Raw genomic sequence first — 18358 nt, forward strand, 5'->3', positions numbered from 1 at the left:
GCGCACCACTAACCCCTGAATCTCTGCGATCACACTCATGAGTCAATTGAGCGAGCGCCATCAAAAAAGCCGCATCCTCATCAGATTGCGGCTTCTCATCACAAATCCATCCGTTGTTCTAACTCAGACCCGTTGGCTTACTGCCAAAATCTACAGAAACGGGATTGCAGCCCGGAAAATTGACCGCATCCTCATCAAGAAAACCAGCGATCGCCATTTCAATCACAGCCTCAACGGGAAAATTCACCTGCGCCGCATAAGTTAAAAGCCCCAACCGAATCTTCTCCGGCAGTCCATCTAGAAATGCTTGAGCTACCTCTGGGCTAAGATGTTCACGAGTTTGGGCTTGCATACTTATTCCTCCCGCTTCTTACGAACGTTATAGCGTGGCTGTGCAGATCGGATCATCAGTGTTTCGAGTCGATCGCCCTCTCGAAAAGACTGAATCGTGAGCAGTTCTACCGCAATACGGATATCAAAAGGACTGTAACAATCCAGAAACGCCCAAAAAAAAGCCTTATGCCCATTATCTCGAAATCGCCGCCGCAGACTCACCGCTAACCCAATATACAAGATTCCTTCTGCTCGATGGCGCACAGCATACAACCCACCGACAGCAGGCATATTTCTAAACTCACGACTTAGCGGATAGCACTCATCAAAAGGCATCAAGGATAGCCGATTTAGAATTGTTTGGGCTTCTTCCTCTAACTGCATCGTGGTAAAGCCGCCTCTTGAAATAGATGTTCGTAAGGCGCAATTTTACCACTGTAAGATTGTGGAAGAATAAACCACTTATAAAGTCACATCTACTAGCCAGATGAGAGATGAACCATGACTTCCAGCAGTATCGAATCCTTCAATCCAGAACCAGAAACCATCGAGCATTTAAGCCCAGTTGCAGCCCGAATGATGTTAGCCGCATTTCCGCCCCACATTCAGGCAGCATTTGAACGACGTGCTAAAGCCATTAATTATCCCGTAGAAGCCGTGTTAGAAATGGCGGACAGCTTCCCTGAGGAGGCAACGCAGGTTTCCTCGACGGAGAAGCTCTAAGTTTCGTCGATTGTAAACCTCGATATTAGAGTTTGCGATCGCACTCATTCGCCATTGCATCGATCGCTGAACCGTGATTTACGATCGCGAGAACGATCATTGCCAGTTGAACAGCTTGGGTTAGCAAGGATTCCAGATTAAGATGAAACTGCACGCCTATGTGACTCGATCAAATGAGCGCTCAAAACTATCCCTTTGCTCAGGAATTCATTACAGATGCGGAAGGACAAATTCGCAAGGTTGTGATTGATATTACGGATTATCGGAAGTTAATTGAAGCGATCGAAGATGAAGGACTTTATCGCGCCATGCTCGAAGCCCGTCGCGAGGAGCCTCTGAGTTTGGAAGAAGCCCGCAAGGAAATGGAAAAAGAGTGAACGTTGAATACTTGCCTAAATTTCTGAAAGACTTGAAGGCACTCAAAAGTAGCACAGGATTTGAATCTATAAATTCGCTCGTATTTGATGAGATTCCTAAATTTGAGCGATTGGAAGACATCAACAATCTGAGCAAACTTAAGGGATTTGATAATGCTTATCGAATTCGTGTAGGAGATTACCGCATTGGCTTCTTCTTTGAAGAGAACACTTTGACATTTGCTCGTGTTTTGCATCGGAGCGAGATTTATCGGTATTTTCCTTAGAAATGGCGGAAAGCTGGAAATCTATTTACCAAATCTTCGCCATCCGCAGCACAAATCCTGGTAGTTCTGGATCACCGCTCACCATCTCAGGTTGCTCCAAAATCTCAGGCGATTGACCCCGACGATAAACGTGAACCGTCGTGTTTTTGCGATCGATCAAAAACCCCAACACTGCCCCATTCTCGATGTACTCTTGCATCTTCGCTTGCAGTCTGCTCAGCGTATCACTCGAAGACCGAAGTTCAATCACAAAATCAGGACAAATCGGCGCAAACGAAGCTTTTTGCTCATCAGTTAACGCATTCCACCGCTCTGATCGAATCCAGGAAGCATCTGGCGAGCGTGTCGCCCCATTCGGCAACGTAAACCCTGCACTCGAATCAAACACCTCCCCCGTCCCATCCTGCTCAGCCCATACCTCGAGTTGCGCCGTAATCTTAGCATTTCGATTGCCCGTATCCGAGAAAGCAGGCGGCATAATAATCACTTCTCCCTTCGCCGTCCGCTCAATTCGCAAATCTCGATTCGCTAGGCAAAACTCATAAAACTGCTTGTCTGTCATCTGTACCAGCGCCGGAAAGCTAACGGTTAAAGGAATTGGCTCCGATTGAATCAGCAACGTCGTCATGATTCCTGCTCCCGACTCAGTACATTTACACTTCAAATGTAATCCTAATTCTAGACGAACTGATTCCGAACTCACGAGCCAATTGAGCGATCGCCCACCTTTCACCCAAATCCTCAGACCTTCTTGTGTAGAATCATCGCCATTACGAACCGAGAAAACTAATCATGAAAGTTTTACTTCGACTCCGGGATGCACTTCTCACCGTTCCAACGTGGAGAGATTGGCAAGAAGCGCTCGTACTCCTCACACTCTTCGGCGCAATTTATTTACCGATCGGTTTCAGCCTAAACTTCCTCAAGTTCCAACCCGAGTCAAACTGGCAAACGATCATTTCCGTTCTCTTCAGTTCGTTCTGGATGCCGGGAGTAAATGAAGAACTTTTATTTCGAGGCTTGCTGATTCCTCGGACTGGATCGCAAAAATGGGCGATCTCTTTTAGTTGGCTTTTATTTTTGGTCTATCACCTGCATCCCTTCGTGCCTGCATTCTTCCGAACACCTGCTTTTTTGATCGGCGCAGGACTTGTGGGAATAGTCTGTACGATTTCTTATCTCAGAAGCAAATCGGTCTGGACAGCGATCGTCTTGCATTGGTCGATCGTTGCTACTTGGCTGTTAGTGCTAGGTGGATTAGATTTATTTCGCTCGCAGAGGTAGCAAGCGTAGATTCATAAATTTGGCGACTTCGCGATCGCATCCAAAATATCCTGAAGATAGTCCTCCATATATCGTTGACTCACAGATAAACAACCTCTGCTAAAATCCGTTCCCCAATCCGAGGCTTCAAGCCAGATTTATGAACTAAATCCACTTTGATGCCGAGACTATCACTGAGGTAGTTCTCCAAAGTGACAAACTTCAATAAACTGGGTATCTCAGAAAACTCCACCAGCAAATCGACATCACTCGTCTCTGTCTGCTCTTGCCTCACATAAGAACCAAAAATGCCCAGTTCTTTCACTTGATAGCGCTCTTGCAGAATTGGCTTATGCTGCACCAGCCATTGTCGAATTTCCTCTAAATTTTTCATCGCATTTTATCTGGCTCATCTTCATAGATCCTAATTTATCGATCGATCGTCTACTGCGATCGACCCATTCACCCGGAAAATAGCGAATCGTAACCTGAGAGATCCTTAAGTTATGCTAGCAAAATGCTTTCACAACTTTTGATTACGTCGATCGCGCCTCAGATCACGGTATTGTGATCAATAGCGATCGAGAAAATTCTTTTTTAACAATGACCCTAGTTCCTCACAAGAAAGCAAAAGCGCTAAAACCGTCGAGCCGTCGTCCTGCGAAAGAACTGTGCAGCGAATGTGGATTGTGCGACACCTACTATATTCACTACGTTAAAGAAGCCTGCGCGTTTATCAATCAGCAGATCCCCGAACTCGAAACTCAAACGCACGGACGCAGCCGAGATCTAGAAAACGAAGACGATCTGTATTTCGGAGTCAGCCAAGACATGATGGCAGCCCGCAAAACAGAACCGATTCCCGGAGCGCAATGGACAGGAATTGTCAGCACGATCGCCATTGAAATGCTGACTCGCGGCATGGTCGAAGGGGTCGTCTGCGTTCAAAATACCGAAGAAGACCGATTCCAACCCAAACCCATCATCGCCACAACACCAGAAGAAATTCTCGCAGCTCGGGTCAATAAGCCAACACTTTCCCCGAATCTCTCAGTTTTAGAGCAGATCGAACAATCGGGAATGAAACGGCTTCTCGTCATCGGAGTCGGGTGTCAAATTCAAGCTTTGAGAGCCGTTGAGAAAAAACTGGGGCTTGAGAAGCTTTATGTTTTAGGCACACCTTGCACCGATAATGTCACCCGTGCCGGCTTGCAGAAATTCTTAGACACCACCAGTCGATCGCCCGAAACCGTAGTCTACTACGAATTCATGCAAGACTTCCAAGTGCATTTCAAACACGAAGACGGCTCAACTGAATTAGTCCCCTTCTTTGGCTTGAAAACAAACGAACTCAAAGACGTGTTTGCACCCTCTTGTCTCAGTTGCTTTGACTATGTAAATTCGTTAGCCGATTTAGTCGTTGGCTATATGGGTGCGCCGTTTGGGTGGCAGTGGATTGTCGTGAGAAACGATCGCGGACAAGAAATGCTCGATCTCGTTCAAGACCAGATTGAAACTCAACCCGTGATGTCAAAAGGCGATCGACGTCAAGCCGTCCAGCAAAGTATTCCGGCTTACGATAAAGCAGTCACATTGCCGATGTGGGCAGCAAAGCTCATGGGTGTTGTAATTGAGAAAATCGGGCCGAAAGGATTGGAATATGCGCGCTTCTCGATCGATTCTCATTTCACTCGCAATTATTTGTATGTGAAACGCAATCATCCTGAAAAACTAGAGCAACATGTTCCCGACTATGCAAAACGCATCGTCGAACAATATAAATTGCCGGATTGAAGCTGAAGCCGTTAGAAGTTGGAAGTGTTGAAGCACTCCAACTTCTAGCTCCACTGAACAAGAGCTACACCTCAACTTTTTGCGGTTGCTGTTGTTCCATGCCCAGCAGCGAAGTTGCCTCAGCTACCTGCTTCCCTTCATTCATCAAGTAGTCGTAGAAGGCTTTCGCGATCGCAGAAAGCTGCTTTCCAGACGGATGCACCACATACCAAGACCGCTCGATCGGAAATCCTTCAACATCCAAAATCGTCAGTTGATTATTTAACCCTTCCAGCGCCAGCGTATGCTTTGAGAGAACAGATAATCCCATTCCACCCGCGATCGCCTGCTTAATCGCCTCATTGCTGCCCAAATCGAGCTTCACCTTCAAGGGCAACCCGTGAGCATCAAACAACTTCTGCACCGCCTTGCGCGTCCCCGATCCGGGTTCCCGCATAATAAACGGCTCCTCACAAATCCGTGAAATCGGAATATTCTTCTCATGTGCGAGCGGATGCGTCCGGGGAGCAAGTACCACCAGCGGGTTCTCCATAAATGGCTCACAATGAGCATCCGAATCATCCGGCAACTGACTCAGAATGTACAAATCATCCCGATTATCTGCCAAGCTATCTAGCACGTACTGATGGTTCGTTACCGTCAGCGACACATCGATCCCTGGATACCGCTGACAAAACGGCCCCAAAATTCTCGGAATCACATACTTCGCAGTGGTAACGACCGCAAGGCGCAACGTCCCCTGCTTCAACCCTTTGAGATCAGCCACCGAAATCTGAAACTGATCCAGCCGTTCAAACACATCTCGACAAGTCGAGTACAACTCTTTGCCCGCTGCCGTCAGATACAGACGTTTACCTACTTGTTCAAAGAGCGGCAATCCAACTGTTTTCGACAGTTGTTTGACTTGCATCGAGACGGTTGGCTGAGTGAGAAACAATTCCTCAGCGGCGCGTGTAAAACTACTATGACGTGCGACCGCTTCAAAAACTTTTAGTTGGTGCAATGTAGCATTTTGCAAAGCGAACTCTCCTAATTCGAGAAATGGCAGATTGACAAGCGGAAAAAACTTTTAATCGGAGCATCAAAAAACCACTGTATAGAATCAAATCTATGTTTTTCATAGACAACAGTGATTTTTTCTTATAGGTTTTGTAGCTATGATAATGCATAAGAGCATATTGCTCCCTTCCAATCTGGCGTTGTACGATTCAAAGTTTTGTCGGAGCGAGTCGCAGATTGTAGTTTTTGCAGTCCGTTGCTTCCCTTCAGTCTATGGCGTGCAACGCTTTCCTTATGGCTGCTAACAGAGATTTTCTAACTGAACTGAATTAGCGTCCGGTTGGTATGTGATGCTAATGGTGTGAAAAATTCTAGCCTCCCTTTTGTCCTTTATTTTGCGATCGCACTATGGCAGACATTGTTGATATTGCAGTTGGCGCGGGTTCGTTTACGACATTAGTAACGGCAGTTCAAGCCGCGAATCTAGTCGATGCGCTGAAAAGCCCGGGACCATTTACGGTGTTTGCACCGAACGACGAAGCGTTTGCTAAGCTTCCTCCTGGAACCATTCAAACGTTAGTGCAAAACATCCCTCAATTAGCTCGCATCCTGACGTTTCATGTCGTAGCTGGTAAGTACATGAAAGCCGATTTAGAGAAACTCGGATCGCTGCCTTCGCTCGAAGGCTCACCGATTCCATTTCATTTTGAGGATGGGTTCGAGGTGAAGAATGCAACCGTCTTAGCAGCAGATATCGAGGCAGATAACGGCGTGATTCATGTGATTGATACCGTGATTCTGATGGGTTAGATATCGGGTGAGTTTGAAAGAACGATCGTCTAAATGACGATCGTTCTTTTTTGTGGAATGAAGCTACGTTGTCAGGCATATCGCCCTCTGCAATTCCTGACAACAGCGCGTCATTTTACCGATAATCCTGGCTTTGAATCTCCCGGATTCGGGATTCTGGGCGCAAGAATCGATCCAACTGAGATTCAAAGAACCGTCGATTCGCCATCAAGTGATTCGGATTTGTATCATCCAATGGATACAGCAATGCACAGCGTAATGCCTGAATCACGGCAGAGGTGACACAATACATCGATCGCTGAAAACTGACGGCAAGCTGCACCAGCATGTCATCCTCACCGCGACAATGCTGCTTGTAATAGTCCACCAAATAAGGCGGCAAGAAGTGCAACATATCCTGAGCTAAGAATGTCGGCGGAATTCCAGCCGTTCCCACTGGAAACTTGTCCGCATACAGAACACCGTAATGGAAGTCCTTTTGATCGTCAGGAACCTGTTTTGCCTGAGCGTTGTAGGACTTCGTCCCTCGGAACGGAGACGTTCTGTAAAAGACAGCTTCTACATAAGGCAACGCTGCCTCATATAACCAAGTGAATCCTTTTGACTTAGGAATAATTTCAAAGCATTCACCATCAATGTACACATGATGATAAATTGGACGACCTGCGATCGCGAAAATTCCATTCACAAGGAAGTCCATCGCTTGCGGGACAGTCGCTATCTTCCCTTCATCATACAAATCTGACATCTCGAAGAATACAGGAGCCATCACTTCCCAGAACAATCCGAGATTCGCATAGTACGATGCTTGACGGCACTGTTCCATAAACATATCTGGGAACAGCTTGTACAATCCTGCCATCACTGGATTCTTACGGAAATAAGCCTTGATGGCGCGATCGGCATTCGCCTTGTATTCATCGCTATCGAGATACGGATCGAACTGATTCACCGGAACATACATGCCACGATGCCACAACATCGATCGCATACATTCTTCCGCAAACTCCATGTTGATGCGATCGTGCCAAAGGTGATGCAACGCGCGCGGCAATTTCTGATTGAGTTCGCCCTTTTCCATAAACTCAATCAGTTCTGGATGCGCTTCTGCTGTGCCTCGCCAAATCCGCAGATCAGCGTCATCGCCTGCATAGTGATTGTGGCGCTTCATATACTCATCTGAGATGAAATATTTGAAGATGGGCAGCGGATTCAGAAACACTTGCTCACCGATATAGAGCAAATCGCGCCAGTAAAAATCCATTGGCACAGCATACGCTTTGTATAGCCCAATAATCTGCATCAGATTCTCAGGCGTATCGGGAAGCATTGCACCCCCTGCTTCCAAACGATGAATCACGTCAGCAAAAGGATGCTGTGATGGGGGCAGCTTCGTGCGAGGAGCGGGCATGTTCATGGTCAGTTCTCTCCTGGATCAAGAATGCAAATGAGCGATCGATGATGGGTATCTGACCGTACTAGGAACGATCAGCAGAATTAAAAGCAACTTGCTCGGCTTGAGGTAAAGCAGCCGTGACGAGAGCCTTGGTTGTCTGCTCACTCCAGCACACTAACCAAGTTGGCTGAATTCCAAGCCAAAAGATCAATGCAGTCAACGCTAAAGCCGGAACATACTCGACAAATCGCACCTTCGGGAAGTAAGCCGTCTTGTTGTCTAACTTTCCAAAACAAGTCCGATTCAGCAGAATCACAAAGTAAACCGCAGTCAGTCCTGTCCCCAGAATCGCGATCAAGGTTTGCCACGGGAACCGAGCAAAACTACCTTGGAACACCAAGAACTCAGCAACAAAGCCTGCTAATCCTGGAATCCCAGCACTCGCCATTGCAGCCAGAATCAACAAAGCACTGGTCAGCGGCAGCCCCCGAATCGGATTCAGCAGCCCGTTGAGAATATCGCGATCGCGCGTTCCAGTCTTCGCCTCAACTAATCCAACCAGATAGAACAAGAGCGCCAAGATCAACCCGTGAGCCACCATCTGCGACACTGCGCCCACCATTGCGAGCGGAGTCAAAGCAGCAGCACCGAGCAACACATAGCCCATATGCGCGATCGAGCTAAATGCGACCATTCGCTTAATATCATGCTGCGCGAGTGCAGACAAAGCACCATATAGAATCGAAACGGCTGCAATAATCGCTAATCCAGGACTGACAAGCTGCCACGAGTCTGGAAATAAGCCCAAGCAGAATCGAACTAAACCGTAAGTTCCAAGCTTCGCCAAAATTCCACCTAGCAAAATTGCAACGGGAGTCGAAGCTTCGACATACGTATCTGGTAGCCAAGTGTGCAGAGGCACGAGAGGCGTTTTGATTCCAAATCCAACCAGCAATAGGGTCAACAGAATTAACTGCGCGTTTTGTGGCAAAGCAGCAACATTGATATCTGCATAATCAAAGCTCGGTGCATGACTTAACCAGGTCACACCCAGGAATCCTGCCAAAATCAGCATCCCCGACATTGCGGTGTAAATCAGAAACTTCATTGCCGCATATTCGCGCTTCTGTCCACCCCAAATCAGAATCAGCAAGTAGAACGGCACTAATTCCAATTCGTAGAACAAGAAGAACAGCAGCAAATTTTGAGCTAGGAATGCCCCTGCAACACCCGCATTCACAATCAGGAGCATCGAATAAAACAAGCGAGGACGCTGTAAGACTTCCCCAGTCTTTAATCCGAACGTGCCACTAAATGCCACGAGCGCAGTAATCAAGCTGCCTAATGCCAGCAAAGGAAGAGACAACCCATCCACTGCCAAACTGTAGCTAATTCCCAACGTTGGAATCCAAGCGTGATATTCCTGCATTTGGAATCCGGGAACGCTGAGATTGAAATTGAACATTAGCACAATCGTCCAAAGCAAAATTGCGCTAGAGACTGCGATCGCACTGGTTCGAGCTTGTTTTTCAGACAAATTTGGGACTAACCCAATGACTAACGCCCCAATGAGCGGTAGCCAAATCAAAGGACTCAGCATCATAATGTTTTCCTTTCGCAGATCGGTTCTAGAGGGAATTTAGAGGCTTCTTAACGCTGAACATTCATCACAATGTCAGTCGCACTTTGAGGGAATAGCGAAATCGAAACCTGCGACAGAAAGGGCAAGCTCAACAACACGCTGATCAATGCAATTCCAAACAGAATGGTCAACATATAGAATTGCGATTGCCCAGAGTTGCTATACCGCAGATTGCGTCCACTAATCAGCGTCAGTACGCCAAATAAGTTCAATCCACCATCGACGAGATATTTATCAAACCAAGAGGTAATTTGAGAAACGAGCGCAACGAGGAAAACAACGGTGCTGCGATACAGATTTGGCGTGTAGAAGTCATACGCCAACAAATCTTGCACTCCTTTCCAAGGCAGAACCACAGGTTTCGCAATGTTCTTGTTGAGATAGACGATCGCGCTTGCGGCAATTCCTGTCACCGTTGACCAAATCAGCAGCAATGCCAAATCTGTATTCACTTCAGCCCAGCTTGGCAACAGATTCAAGGCTTGCATAATCAACGGCAGATGCAGGATAAAGCCCATCAACACGATCATCGGCAGTGCCATCCAGTAGTGAATTTCTGGCGATCGCTGAGCCATCTGTTTCGACTCGCCTTTGAACACGAGACAAAAGACTCGCGTCACACCAAATGCGGCAAAAGCATTCACTAATAGAACCACACCCACAAGCCAAGGCTGCGTTTCCCAGATTCCGGTCGTGATTTTGAGCAATGCCCAGAAACCGCCCAACGGAGGAAATGCAACTAAGCCCGCTAATCCAATTAAAAAGCTCAATCCAGAAACCGGACGACGCGACCACAATCCACCCAACTGCGTGACATCTTGCGTGATGCTATTCCAAACGACTGCACCACTGCCCATGATCAACAGCGCTGATGCCAAAGCGTGAGACAAGACCAACAGCAAAGCAGCATCCGGTTGCTGCGTTCCCACAGCAATGAACACCAAGCCCATGTATGCCGTCACGAGATAAGATTGCGTCCGTTTGATATCAATTTGCGCGATCGCGATCAACGAACCCCCGATCGCACTGACTGCACCAATAAAGATCGTCACGCCTAACACCGTCGGAGACAACGCCAAAACGGGTTCTAACTTAAACAGCACCCAAGCTCCGGTTGCAACCACGACCGAGTTCCGCAGAATTGAAGCGGGAACTGGTCCTTCCATCGCCTCATCGAGCCATAAGTGCAGAGGGAACTGCGCGCATTTACCCATTGGACCTGCAATTAGCGCTAATCCAACCAAAGTAATCACTTTCGGATCAACCTGAGCCGTTTTTGCCCATTCTGCCAGTTCATTAAAATCCCATGTTCCTGCTAGGGGTAAGAGTGCGACCACACCCATCAACAAGAACAAGTCGCCCAACCGCTTCGTTAAGAATGCATCTCTCGCACCCGTGACGACGAGCGATTGGTTAAACCAGACTCCGACCAGCAGATAAGTCGCGAGGGTCAGAATTTCCAGAATAAAGTAGGAGAAGAACAAAGAATTGCAGAGCACTAAAGCAGTCATTCCCGCTTCAAAGAAGGCAAGCAGCGAGAAGAATCGCGCCCATCCCCAATCCATCTCCATGTAGCCAAACGCATAAGTTTGTGCCAGCAGGTTAATCCCGGTTACGAGGACGATCGCACCAACGCTAAGAGTCGAAATTTCGATCGGAATCGTCAGATTTAATCCTGCGACATCGAGCCAAGGAATCAGAATTTCCTGGGGAGGTTGGTTCCAAGTTGCAGGCAGTGCAAAAGCAGCGTGCAAGAAGGAAGCAAAAGACATCAGACCGTTAAGGTAACCGGAAGGACGAGGACCTGTCCGCCGTGTGATACCCGGAAACCAAAGGGCGGACAAAATCGCGCCCAAAAGAGCATAACAAGGGATTAACCAAATGCTCTGGAGCAAAGGGTGAGCCATCGAAATTCACCTCTAGATAGCAAGCTGAACCAGTCAGAAATTTGAAATAGAAAAAATTGCGCCGAACTCTACGCGATCGCGCTGCAGAATTAAGGTTTAGATTCCCTTAATGATTTGTGTTCCCTTAATATTTACCACACCTAAACATTGAAAGAAACCTTGCTATCGCGAGCAATCGACCGCTGAAATTCAATGGCTGCAATACATATAGTATTTAGATTATGGTTTCAATTCACCGAATCAATTATTGTCGATACTGATTTCCGAGATTGATAGATTTCTATGGTTAATCCAGAAAATAGCTTGTAGCTCAATAAATGTTTTTTTGATCAAATTTTATTGAGAAAAATCTATCAGTCAAATATCTTAATCTGATTAGAATCCGCTCTGAAAATCACGCGATCGCCATACTTTAACCCTGAAATGAAAGGAGCAATCACTTCTACGATCGAGGGATTCTGAAAATGTCCAATCTTCGTTTCAGGATGCGGATAGTAAACGAAACTCTCAAAGCTTTGATGCTGATAGATAATCTGACAGGGGACAAACGAAAAATTCTCTGGAGCAAATCCTTCTGCCCACTCAACATCTCTAAAGACATAGGGAGCAGCAAGAATTTCAAATCGTTTCGGACTGATATCAATGTTCAACGTGCCCGGAAAGCACGCGGTCAAATCAAGTCCACGTGCCTTAAAAATCGGAGTCTGCATCTCGATCGTGCCTTTCGGGTAGGGGCTATGTTCAGCTTTACCTGATGCGACCCCGTACCCTGCTTGCACAGTTCCATCAATTTGTTCAAACATCACAAGACTGGAAAGTGAGTAGCCTCGACTCTAACAATTTATCCATCCAACCTTCTAGATACCTGCGATTGATTTCTTGTTCTTTCGGATCTTGAGTCTCAATTGGATGCGGAGCCAAGCCCAAAATTGCGGCAGTCGTCACACAGAACATTGATTTCTGGAAGCTGTAACAAATTTGAACTCTCAGATCCGTTTCGCCTCTGACCGAGTGCCGATAAATCTCATGCAGATATTCTGGCAAGTAATGCGTCATATCTTGCATCAGCAAGGTGGGCGGAATTCCGCCACCCCCGATCGGTAACGGATCAGCATAAAGCGCCCCGTAAGAGAATCGCTCTTGCTCTAGCGGAATTTGGCGCGCCTGAGCATTGTAAGAAACCGTTCCCATAAACGGAAAAGACTTAAAGAAAACTGCCTCAACATAAGGCACTGCCGTATCCATCAAGAAGGTCAGTCCCGCAGATTTCGGCATGAGGTCGTAAGTCTGACCCTCAATTTCAACGCTCAGCGTAATCGGCAAACTCGCATTGTTGACTAAGCCTGCTTTGACATGATTCACGACATCCTGAATCGTTTTGATTTCGCCACGATCATAGCGATCGCTCAATTCCAAGAACATCTCACTCATGACCGTCCAGAATTGCCCAATCCCGCTGTAGTAGCAAGATAAGCGAACTTGCTCTAGCAAAAAGTCTGGAAAGACTTTTGATACACCTTGAATAAAGAGATTCTTTTTGGTTTTGGCTGCGATCGCTTTTTTTGCTAGCTCAATGAATTCAGCGCTATCGAGGTAAGCATCTAATCCACCTCCCCCGTGCCACATCATGGCTTTCATACAGTACTCAGAGAACTCGTAATTAATGCGATCGTGCCACCAATGCTTGAAAAGCTTTTGAGTTGTAATCTCGCCATCAAAGTACTTGAAGAACGGAAATAAGACTAAAAATTGCTTCTCAGCAATAAAGTTGAGATTTTTCGAGTAAGCGCCTAAGACAACGCCATAGCTTTTCAGGACACCCACAACTTCAACTAAATTCTGAGGCGACTCTGGCAACAATGCGCCACCAGATTCGAGGCGCTCAATGATGTCAGCCAAGGGATGCGTGGATTTGATCGGGGCAGCAACCATAACTTCTCTCTACTCCATCGGTAAACTTGAAACTGGTTCGATCGAGGAATGGGTTTTCGCGATCGTCGAATATTCTTGCAACATGGCAGTCGTCGTACTTTCTGTCCACCGAATCATCCAACTCGGCTGCAACCCAAACACGACAATCAATGCCGCTAACACAAACGAAGGCGCACGCTCAGACCACTGTACCGGAGGCAAATTTGCAAACTGATCGGGCAAGCGTCCAAAGAACGTCCGATTCACCAACAGCAAGAAATAAACCGCAGTTAAGCCTGTCCCAATCATGCTGAGCAACGTTTGCAGTGGAAATGCATTAAAGCTCCCTCTAAAAATTAAAAACTCAGAGATAAATCCGACCATTCCAGGAATTCCAGCACTCGCCATCACGCCCACAATCATCAAACTTCCGATAATCGGCAAGCCTTTTTCAGGAGCAAGTAATCCTTTGAGAACGGTAATATCGCGAGTCCCGGTCTTGGTATACACCACACCTACTAATGCAAAGAGCAGCGCCGAAATCAATCCATGACTGATCATCTGGAAAACTGCGCCCAACATACTCAACGGTGTTGCTGCTGCTGCTGCCAGCAAGATGAATCCCATATGCCCGACAGAACTGTAAGCCACCATCTTTTTCATATCGGTTTGAGCGATCGCAGTGAATGCTCCAAATAGCACGCTTACCACTGCCCAAATCGCTAGACCCGGAGCCAAAGTTGCCCAAGCTTGCGGAAATAGCTGCAATCCAAACCGCAGCAATCCATAAGTTCCGAGCTTCAACAACACCCCAGCCAGTAAAACTGAAATCGGAGTCGAAGCTTCGACGTGAGCATCCGGCAACCAAGTATGCAGCGGAAACAGAGGAATCTTGATGCCAAATCCGATCAGAATTGCACCGAGCAAAATAATCTGAGTGGCTAACGGCAACGTCTGAGAGAGGGTTGGATTATATTCAAACGAACTAGCTCCACTTAACCAAGTCAGACCTAAAAACGCCATCAGAATCAAAATTCCTGAAACTGCGGTGTAGATCAAAAACTTGGTCGAAGCATATCCCCGTCTCGCTCCGCCCCAAATCGCAATCAGCAGATAGAGCGGAATCAGTTCCATCTCGTAGAACAAGAAGAACAACAGCAGATTATGAGAGAGAAATGCTCCCGCAACCGCCGCATTAATCACGAGCACGAGCGCATAGTATAAGCGCGATCGCTGAACCTTCAAATCCGTTGAAAACAGTGCAATCAGCGTCAAAAAGCTATTCAGCACAATCAACGGCAGCGACAATCCATCTAGCCCTAGGCGGTAGGTCAACCCCAAAGGTTCTAACCAGGGAATATTTTCACTAAATTGCAGTCCGATATTAATCACATCAAACTGGGTCGCCACCACGAGCGAAACGATAAGCGTGAGACTGATCACCGCGATCGCGCTTCTTCTCACCACCAAATCTGAGATCGATCCTGGCAACAGTCCAACCACGATCGCACCCAGTATGGGAATCCAAATCAATGCACTTAACATAAGCGATTCCGAAGTTTAGAAAGTTACCACATCGACCAAGTGAGCAAAGCTCCCAGCAATCCTACGACCAACGCGATCGTCAACATATAAGCTTGAGAGCGCCCAGAAGCACTATATTTCAGCGTCTCACCACTCAAAATAGAAGCAAGCCCAACTAAATTCACCACACCATCGACAATATAGCGATCGAACCATGCACTAAATTGCGAAATCGAACTGACTAACAGCACAACACTGAACCGATACAGCCGATCAATATAAAAGTCATACGCTAAGAAATCTTGCACAAACCGCAGTGGAGCCTGAATCGGGCGAGTCCAAGCATAGTTGAGCTTCAGTGAGGCTCCCAACGCACAGCCTGTAATTCCTGACATCAGCAACAACCCCGCGGCTGACCAATTCATAAACTCCCAACTGGGCAAAAGCTGCAACGAATTCAAGATGACCGGAACGAGTAAGGTCACCACACTCAGCGAAATCATCGGCACTGCCATGGTCCAAGGGACTTCTGGCGCACGTCGCGTTTTTGGCTGTGGATTGCCCATAAACACTAAGCGATACACTCTCGTCAAACTCAGCGCTGTCAAAGCATTCACGGCTAAGATCACAACAATCAACCAAGGCTCGCCATACCAAAAATCATCTAAGCCTCGCTGCAATGCCCAAAATCCGCCCAGTGGCAGCAAGCCAACTAATCCTGCGGCTCCGGTCAAAAATGCGGTCGTCGTTGCAGGCATTCTCGACCACAATCCGCCCATTTCTGTAATGTCTTGACCACTGGTCGTTAGAATGATCGAGCCAGTACTCATAAATAAAAGCGCTTTCGCGATCGCATGAGCAAACAGCAAAATCAACGCGAAATCTGTCCAACCAATTCCAACCGCAATAAAGACTAATCCTAAATAAGCACTCGTCGAATGGGATAACGCTCGTTTGATGTCAATCTGAGCAAGAGAAACTAATGAAGTCCCGATCGCCGTTACTGTCCCAAGCGCCACTAAAGCAGTCGAAGCGACCGGAGACAAACTAATAATCGGTTGCAGCTTAATCAAGACATAAGCTCCACACCCCACAACGACCGAATTTCTCAAAATCGAAGCTGGATTCGGTCCTTCCATTGCTTCATCAAGCCAGAGGTGCAGCGGAAACTGAGCACATTTCCCAATCGGGCCTGAAATCAAAGCCAATCCGAGCAAAGCCGAAACAGTAGGGGACAACTCTGCATGTTCCGCCCACTCATATAAATCTGGAAAATTCAAGCTACCAGAGAATGCTGAAAGGGCAACGACACCCATCAGAAGCAATACATCCCCAACTCGTTTTGTTAGAAACGCATCTCGTGCCGCCGTCACGACCAAAGGCTGTGCATACCAGAACCCAACTAATAAATAAGTTGAGAGCGTCAGCATTTCCAACAGCGCGTAGGTCAGAAATAGTGAATTACTGATCACTAGCCCGCTCATTGCGGCTTCAAAAAAGCCCATCAGCCCGAAAAACCGACCCAATGCCCAGTCTTTCTCCATGTAGCCGATCGCAAAGAATTGAGCCAGCAAACTCAACCCTGTAATGACCCCCATCGCCCCAACGCTGATTGGAGAAAGTTCCAGCGAAAACGTCAGATCCAAATCTGCCGCCTTCAACCAATGAATATCAAAATACTGGGGTTCCTGTCCCCAGACCGCACTAAATAGTGCCAATCCATGCACAAACGCCAGCACCGTCGTCAATATATTGAGATACGCCGCTGGACGCTGACCGGAAGACTGAATCAATCCCACCGACCAAGGTAGGGTTAGGATTGCACCCAGTAACCCATAACACGGAACCCACCAGCTTGTTTCAATTAGGAACTGCTGCATCTTTCTCCGCTCACAATCGTTAAGTTTGATAAAAATGCCCCCCGACCGCTCAAACCTGGGGAGCCTCAAAAGGTTGTCTTCAAATAGAACGCTTTAAAAATGCTTGAGATTCAGCTTAGCGTCTCGACTGTGGAAAAGTAAAATGCGATCGATAGACAGAACCAATCATTGTGATTCACTTGGACTTATATAGATTTATTTTATAATTTATTAATATTTTATACATTGCCTAGAAATCGTTCTATGGTTAAAAGTTGACGAACTGAGATGCCGTTTCTACATCAGCCCAACTTATGTCAGAAATTTGCAACTATCATTGGACTTTATATTGCCAAGGGTCAGGCTCGACTCTATTCTTTTAAGTATGGCACTGTGGAAGATTCAAAAAGGCTAAGGATGATGGGCGATCCCCGTCGCTTCTTTCAGTTTAAGATGATGAATTAGTTCCACCTAACTTTTGGAGAATCGAAAATGCCGATCGCTGTGGGAATGATTGAGACGCGGGGCTTCCCGGCTGTGGTGGAAGCCGCAGACGCGATGGTGAAAGCCGCTCGTGTCACCCTGGTTGGCTATGAAAAGATTGGTAGCGGTCGCGTGACTGTTATCGTTCGGGGCGATGTTTCTGAAGTACAAGCTTCTTTGGCAGCGGGATTGGAATCAATCAAGCGCGTCAACGGAGGCGAAACTGCTTCAAGTCACATCATCGCGCGTCCACATGAGAACTTAGAATATGTGTTGCCGATTCGATATACCGAAGCGGTTGAACAATTCCGAAGTTAGCGTTTGACGCAAGTTTGTCTGGTTTGAATTGACATCGTTTTTTGATTGGAAGGGAGAATTACAATGGCTATTGCAGTTGGCATGATCGAAACGTTAGGGTTTCCCGCAGTTGTGGAAGCCGCAGACGCAATGGTCAAAGCAGCTCGTGTCACCTTGGTTGGATACGAAAAGATCGGTAGCGGTCGCGTAACTGTGATCGTGCGAGGCGACGTTTCCGAAGTGCAAGCTTCAGTCGCGGCTGGAATTGAAAATGTGAAGCGCGTTAACGGCGGACAAGTTCTGTCAACTCACATCATCGCGCGCCCGCACGAAAACCTCGAATACGTGCTGCCGATCCGTTACACCGAGGCAGTTGAACCGTTCCGTGAAAGCGTGAGCGGCATCCGTCCGTTGAACCGTCCATAATCCCTGATGCAAATTGCGAAAGTTCGGGGAACCGTTGTTAGCACTCAGAAGGAGCCGAGCCTGAGAGGGGTAAAGTTTCTTCTGGTGGAATTCCTAGATGAGGAAGGGCAGCCACTTTCAGTCTACGAAGTGGCTGCGGACAACGTTGGCGCAGGGGTCGATGAATGGGTTTTAGTGAGTCGTGGCAGTGCGGCGAGACAGGTTCCCGGTAGCGAGAACCGTCCCGTCGATGCGGCTGTGATCGCCATTATTGATACAGTGAGCGTGGATAATCGCCCGCTGTACAACAAAGGAACTCAATACTAGAAGCTTCTCCCTGCACAGATTTAGCTTGCTGAATGTGCGGTT

General features: G+C 47.3%; 22 protein-coding genes. 9 read left to right on the forward strand and 13 right to left on the reverse strand.

Annotation, left to right across the window (positions count from 1 at the left end; all coding sequences use genetic code 11):
* Positions 1–118 precede the first annotated feature (118 nt).
* Positions 119–352, reverse strand: coding sequence for a hypothetical protein (locus tag LEPBO_RS0124385; protein WP_017290216.1), 234 nt, complete (start codon positions 350–352; stop codon positions 119–121).
* A 2-nt stretch (positions 353–354) separates the two neighbouring features.
* Positions 355–717: a GIY-YIG nuclease family protein gene (locus LEPBO_RS0124390; protein ID WP_017290217.1), complete on the reverse strand. Its 363-nt coding sequence runs from the start codon at positions 715–717 to the stop codon at positions 355–357.
* A gap of 117 nt (positions 718–834) precedes the next feature.
* Here LEPBO_RS0124390 and LEPBO_RS38150 point away from each other — a divergent pair, with 117 nt between their 5' ends.
* Positions 835–1056, forward strand: a complete 222-nt coding sequence (locus LEPBO_RS38150; RefSeq protein WP_017290218.1) for a hypothetical protein — start codon at positions 835–837, stop codon at positions 1054–1056.
* Positions 1057–1081: 25 nt separating this feature from the next.
* Here the strand turns inward: LEPBO_RS38150 and LEPBO_RS44530 are convergent, their stop codons facing one another.
* The gene (locus LEPBO_RS44530) at positions 1082–1210 is read right to left on the reverse strand and encodes a hypothetical protein (RefSeq protein ID WP_017290219.1); all 129 of its coding nucleotides are present in this window, start codon (positions 1208–1210) and stop codon (positions 1082–1084) included.
* A gap of 19 nt (positions 1211–1229) precedes the next feature.
* Between LEPBO_RS44530 and LEPBO_RS0124405 the strand changes: the two genes are divergently transcribed.
* On the forward strand, positions 1230–1433 hold the full coding sequence (locus LEPBO_RS0124405) for a hypothetical protein (protein WP_017290220.1): 204 nt from the start codon (positions 1230–1232) through the stop codon (positions 1431–1433).
* Entirely contained in the window at positions 1430–1699 is a 270-nt protein-coding gene (locus LEPBO_RS0124410; RefSeq protein ID WP_017290221.1) for a type II toxin-antitoxin system RelE family toxin, read from the forward strand. The genes LEPBO_RS0124405 and LEPBO_RS0124410 overlap by 4 nt, the downstream gene beginning before the upstream one ends.
* A gap of 25 nt (positions 1700–1724) precedes the next feature.
* On the opposite strand, the gene LEPBO_RS0124415 is transcribed toward LEPBO_RS0124410, so the two are convergent.
* Complete coding sequence (locus LEPBO_RS0124415; RefSeq protein WP_026148890.1) at positions 1725–2327, reverse strand: Uma2 family endonuclease; 603 nt, start codon at positions 2325–2327, stop codon at positions 1725–1727.
* Positions 2328–2491: 164 nt separating this feature from the next.
* Between LEPBO_RS0124415 and LEPBO_RS0124420 the strand changes: the two genes are divergently transcribed.
* The gene (locus tag LEPBO_RS0124420) at positions 2492–2983 is read left to right on the forward strand and encodes a CPBP family glutamic-type intramembrane protease (protein WP_017290223.1); all 492 of its coding nucleotides are present in this window, start codon (positions 2492–2494) and stop codon (positions 2981–2983) included.
* 79 nt (positions 2984–3062) lie between these two features.
* Here LEPBO_RS0124420 and LEPBO_RS0124425 read toward each other — a convergent pair whose 3' ends face one another.
* A complete protein-coding gene (locus LEPBO_RS0124425; RefSeq protein ID WP_017290224.1) occupies positions 3063–3356 on the reverse strand; it encodes a nucleotidyltransferase family protein in 294 nt (97 codons plus the stop codon).
* A 209-nt stretch (positions 3357–3565) separates the two neighbouring features.
* On the opposite strand from LEPBO_RS0124425, the gene LEPBO_RS0124430 reads away from it, so the two are divergent.
* Positions 3566–4756: a Coenzyme F420 hydrogenase/dehydrogenase, beta subunit C-terminal domain gene (locus tag LEPBO_RS0124430; protein WP_026148891.1), complete on the forward strand. Its 1191-nt coding sequence runs from the start codon at positions 3566–3568 to the stop codon at positions 4754–4756.
* A gap of 64 nt (positions 4757–4820) precedes the next feature.
* Here the strand turns inward: LEPBO_RS0124430 and LEPBO_RS0124435 are convergent, their stop codons facing one another.
* On the reverse strand, positions 4821–5774 hold the full coding sequence (locus tag LEPBO_RS0124435; protein WP_017290226.1) for a LysR family transcriptional regulator: 954 nt from the start codon (positions 5772–5774) through the stop codon (positions 4821–4823).
* Between the two features lie 389 nt (positions 5775–6163).
* On the opposite strand from LEPBO_RS0124435, the gene LEPBO_RS0124440 reads away from it, so the two are divergent.
* Positions 6164–6565, forward strand: coding sequence for a fasciclin domain-containing protein (locus LEPBO_RS0124440; RefSeq protein ID WP_017290227.1), 402 nt, complete (start codon positions 6164–6166; stop codon positions 6563–6565).
* 115 nt (positions 6566–6680) lie between these two features.
* Here LEPBO_RS0124440 and LEPBO_RS0124445 read toward each other — a convergent pair whose 3' ends face one another.
* From LEPBO_RS0124445 to LEPBO_RS0124475, 7 genes are all read right to left on the reverse strand, one after another.
* Entirely contained in the window at positions 6681–7982 is a 1302-nt protein-coding gene (locus LEPBO_RS0124445; protein ID WP_017290228.1) for a CO2 hydration protein, read from the reverse strand.
* A gap of 61 nt (positions 7983–8043) precedes the next feature.
* Entirely contained in the window at positions 8044–9564 is a 1521-nt protein-coding gene (locus LEPBO_RS0124450; protein WP_017290229.1) for an NADH-quinone oxidoreductase subunit M, read from the reverse strand.
* A gap of 47 nt (positions 9565–9611) precedes the next feature.
* Positions 9612–11510 (reverse strand): NAD(P)H-quinone oxidoreductase subunit F, encoded by a 1899-nt coding sequence (locus LEPBO_RS0124455; RefSeq protein ID WP_017290230.1) that lies wholly within the window; start codon positions 11508–11510, stop codon positions 9612–9614.
* Positions 11511–11863: 353 nt separating this feature from the next.
* Positions 11864–12313, reverse strand: a complete 450-nt coding sequence (locus LEPBO_RS0124460; RefSeq protein WP_017290231.1) for a hypothetical protein — start codon at positions 12311–12313, stop codon at positions 11864–11866.
* The gene (locus LEPBO_RS0124465; protein WP_017290232.1) at positions 12306–13442 is read right to left on the reverse strand and encodes a CO2 hydration protein; all 1137 of its coding nucleotides are present in this window, start codon (positions 13440–13442) and stop codon (positions 12306–12308) included. Before LEPBO_RS0124465 ends, LEPBO_RS0124460 begins: the two co-directional genes overlap by 8 nt.
* 9 nt (positions 13443–13451) lie before the next feature.
* A complete protein-coding gene (locus LEPBO_RS0124470) occupies positions 13452–14966 on the reverse strand; it encodes an NADH-quinone oxidoreductase subunit M (protein ID WP_017290233.1) in 1515 nt (504 codons plus the stop codon).
* Positions 14967–14989: 23 nt separating this feature from the next.
* Positions 14990–16825: an NAD(P)H-quinone oxidoreductase subunit F gene (locus tag LEPBO_RS0124475; RefSeq protein ID WP_017290234.1), complete on the reverse strand. Its 1836-nt coding sequence runs from the start codon at positions 16823–16825 to the stop codon at positions 14990–14992.
* 471 nt (positions 16826–17296) lie between these two features.
* On the opposite strand from LEPBO_RS0124475, the gene LEPBO_RS0124485 reads away from it, so the two are divergent.
* From LEPBO_RS0124485 to LEPBO_RS0124495, 3 genes are all read left to right on the forward strand, one after another.
* Positions 17297–17605, forward strand: coding sequence for a carbon dioxide-concentrating mechanism protein CcmK (locus LEPBO_RS0124485; protein ID WP_017290236.1), 309 nt, complete (start codon positions 17297–17299; stop codon positions 17603–17605).
* A 63-nt stretch (positions 17606–17668) separates the two neighbouring features.
* Positions 17669–18010, forward strand: a complete 342-nt coding sequence (locus tag LEPBO_RS0124490) for a carbon dioxide-concentrating mechanism protein CcmK (RefSeq protein WP_017290237.1) — start codon at positions 17669–17671, stop codon at positions 18008–18010.
* Positions 18011–18016: 6 nt separating this feature from the next.
* Entirely contained in the window at positions 18017–18316 is a 300-nt protein-coding gene (locus LEPBO_RS0124495; RefSeq protein WP_017290238.1) for a EutN/CcmL family microcompartment protein, read from the forward strand.
* Positions 18317–18358 lie beyond the last annotated feature (42 nt).

The sequence above is a fragment of the Leptolyngbya boryana PCC 6306 genome (genome assembly GCF_000353285.1).
In the GTDB taxonomy this organism is placed as follows: Bacteria; Cyanobacteriota; Cyanobacteriia; order Leptolyngbyales; family Leptolyngbyaceae; genus Leptolyngbya; species Leptolyngbya boryana.

What these genes read in the sequence shown, in the direction of transcription:
- LEPBO_RS0124415 (WP_026148890.1), bottom strand. Translation starts at nt 2,327, where the DNA reads ATGACGACGTTGCTGATTCAATCGGAGCCAATTCCTTTAACCGTTAGC.
- LEPBO_RS0124420 (WP_017290223.1), top strand. Translation starts at nt 2,492, where the DNA reads ATGAAAGTTTTACTTCGACTCCGGGATGCACTTCTCACCGTTCCAACG.
- LEPBO_RS0124425 (WP_017290224.1), bottom strand. Translation starts at nt 3,356, where the DNA reads ATGAAAAATTTAGAGGAAATTCGACAATGGCTGGTGCAGCATAAGCCA.
- LEPBO_RS0124405 (WP_017290220.1), top strand. Translation starts at nt 1,230, where the DNA reads ATGAGCGCTCAAAACTATCCCTTTGCTCAGGAATTCATTACAGATGCG.
- LEPBO_RS0124485 (WP_017290236.1), top strand. Translation starts at nt 17,297, where the DNA reads ATGCCGATCGCTGTGGGAATGATTGAGACGCGGGGCTTCCCGGCTGTG.
- LEPBO_RS0124445 (WP_017290228.1), bottom strand. Translation starts at nt 7,982, where the DNA reads ATGAACATGCCCGCTCCTCGCACGAAGCTGCCCCCATCACAGCATCCT.
- LEPBO_RS0124490 (WP_017290237.1), top strand. Translation starts at nt 17,669, where the DNA reads ATGGCTATTGCAGTTGGCATGATCGAAACGTTAGGGTTTCCCGCAGTT.
- LEPBO_RS0124475 (WP_017290234.1), bottom strand. Translation starts at nt 16,825, where the DNA reads ATGCAGCAGTTCCTAATTGAAACAAGCTGGTGGGTTCCGTGTTATGGG.
- LEPBO_RS0124465 (WP_017290232.1), bottom strand. Translation starts at nt 13,442, where the DNA reads ATGGTTGCTGCCCCGATCAAATCCACGCATCCCTTGGCTGACATCATT.
- LEPBO_RS0124440 (WP_017290227.1), top strand. Translation starts at nt 6,164, where the DNA reads ATGGCAGACATTGTTGATATTGCAGTTGGCGCGGGTTCGTTTACGACA.
- LEPBO_RS0124385 (WP_017290216.1), bottom strand. Translation starts at nt 352, where the DNA reads ATGCAAGCCCAAACTCGTGAACATCTTAGCCCAGAGGTAGCTCAAGCA.
- LEPBO_RS0124495 (WP_017290238.1), top strand. Translation starts at nt 18,017, where the DNA reads ATGCAAATTGCGAAAGTTCGGGGAACCGTTGTTAGCACTCAGAAGGAG.
- LEPBO_RS0124450 (WP_017290229.1), bottom strand. Translation starts at nt 9,564, where the DNA reads ATGATGCTGAGTCCTTTGATTTGGCTACCGCTCATTGGGGCGTTAGTC.
- LEPBO_RS0124455 (WP_017290230.1), bottom strand. Translation starts at nt 11,510, where the DNA reads ATGGCTCACCCTTTGCTCCAGAGCATTTGGTTAATCCCTTGTTATGCT.
- LEPBO_RS0124430 (WP_026148891.1), top strand. Translation starts at nt 3,566, where the DNA reads ATGACCCTAGTTCCTCACAAGAAAGCAAAAGCGCTAAAACCGTCGAGC.
- LEPBO_RS0124390 (WP_017290217.1), bottom strand. Translation starts at nt 717, where the DNA reads ATGCAGTTAGAGGAAGAAGCCCAAACAATTCTAAATCGGCTATCCTTG.
- LEPBO_RS0124460 (WP_017290231.1), bottom strand. Translation starts at nt 12,313, where the DNA reads ATGTTTGAACAAATTGATGGAACTGTGCAAGCAGGGTACGGGGTCGCA.
- LEPBO_RS0124470 (WP_017290233.1), bottom strand. Translation starts at nt 14,966, where the DNA reads ATGTTAAGTGCATTGATTTGGATTCCCATACTGGGTGCGATCGTGGTT.
- LEPBO_RS38150 (WP_017290218.1), top strand. Translation starts at nt 835, where the DNA reads ATGACTTCCAGCAGTATCGAATCCTTCAATCCAGAACCAGAAACCATC.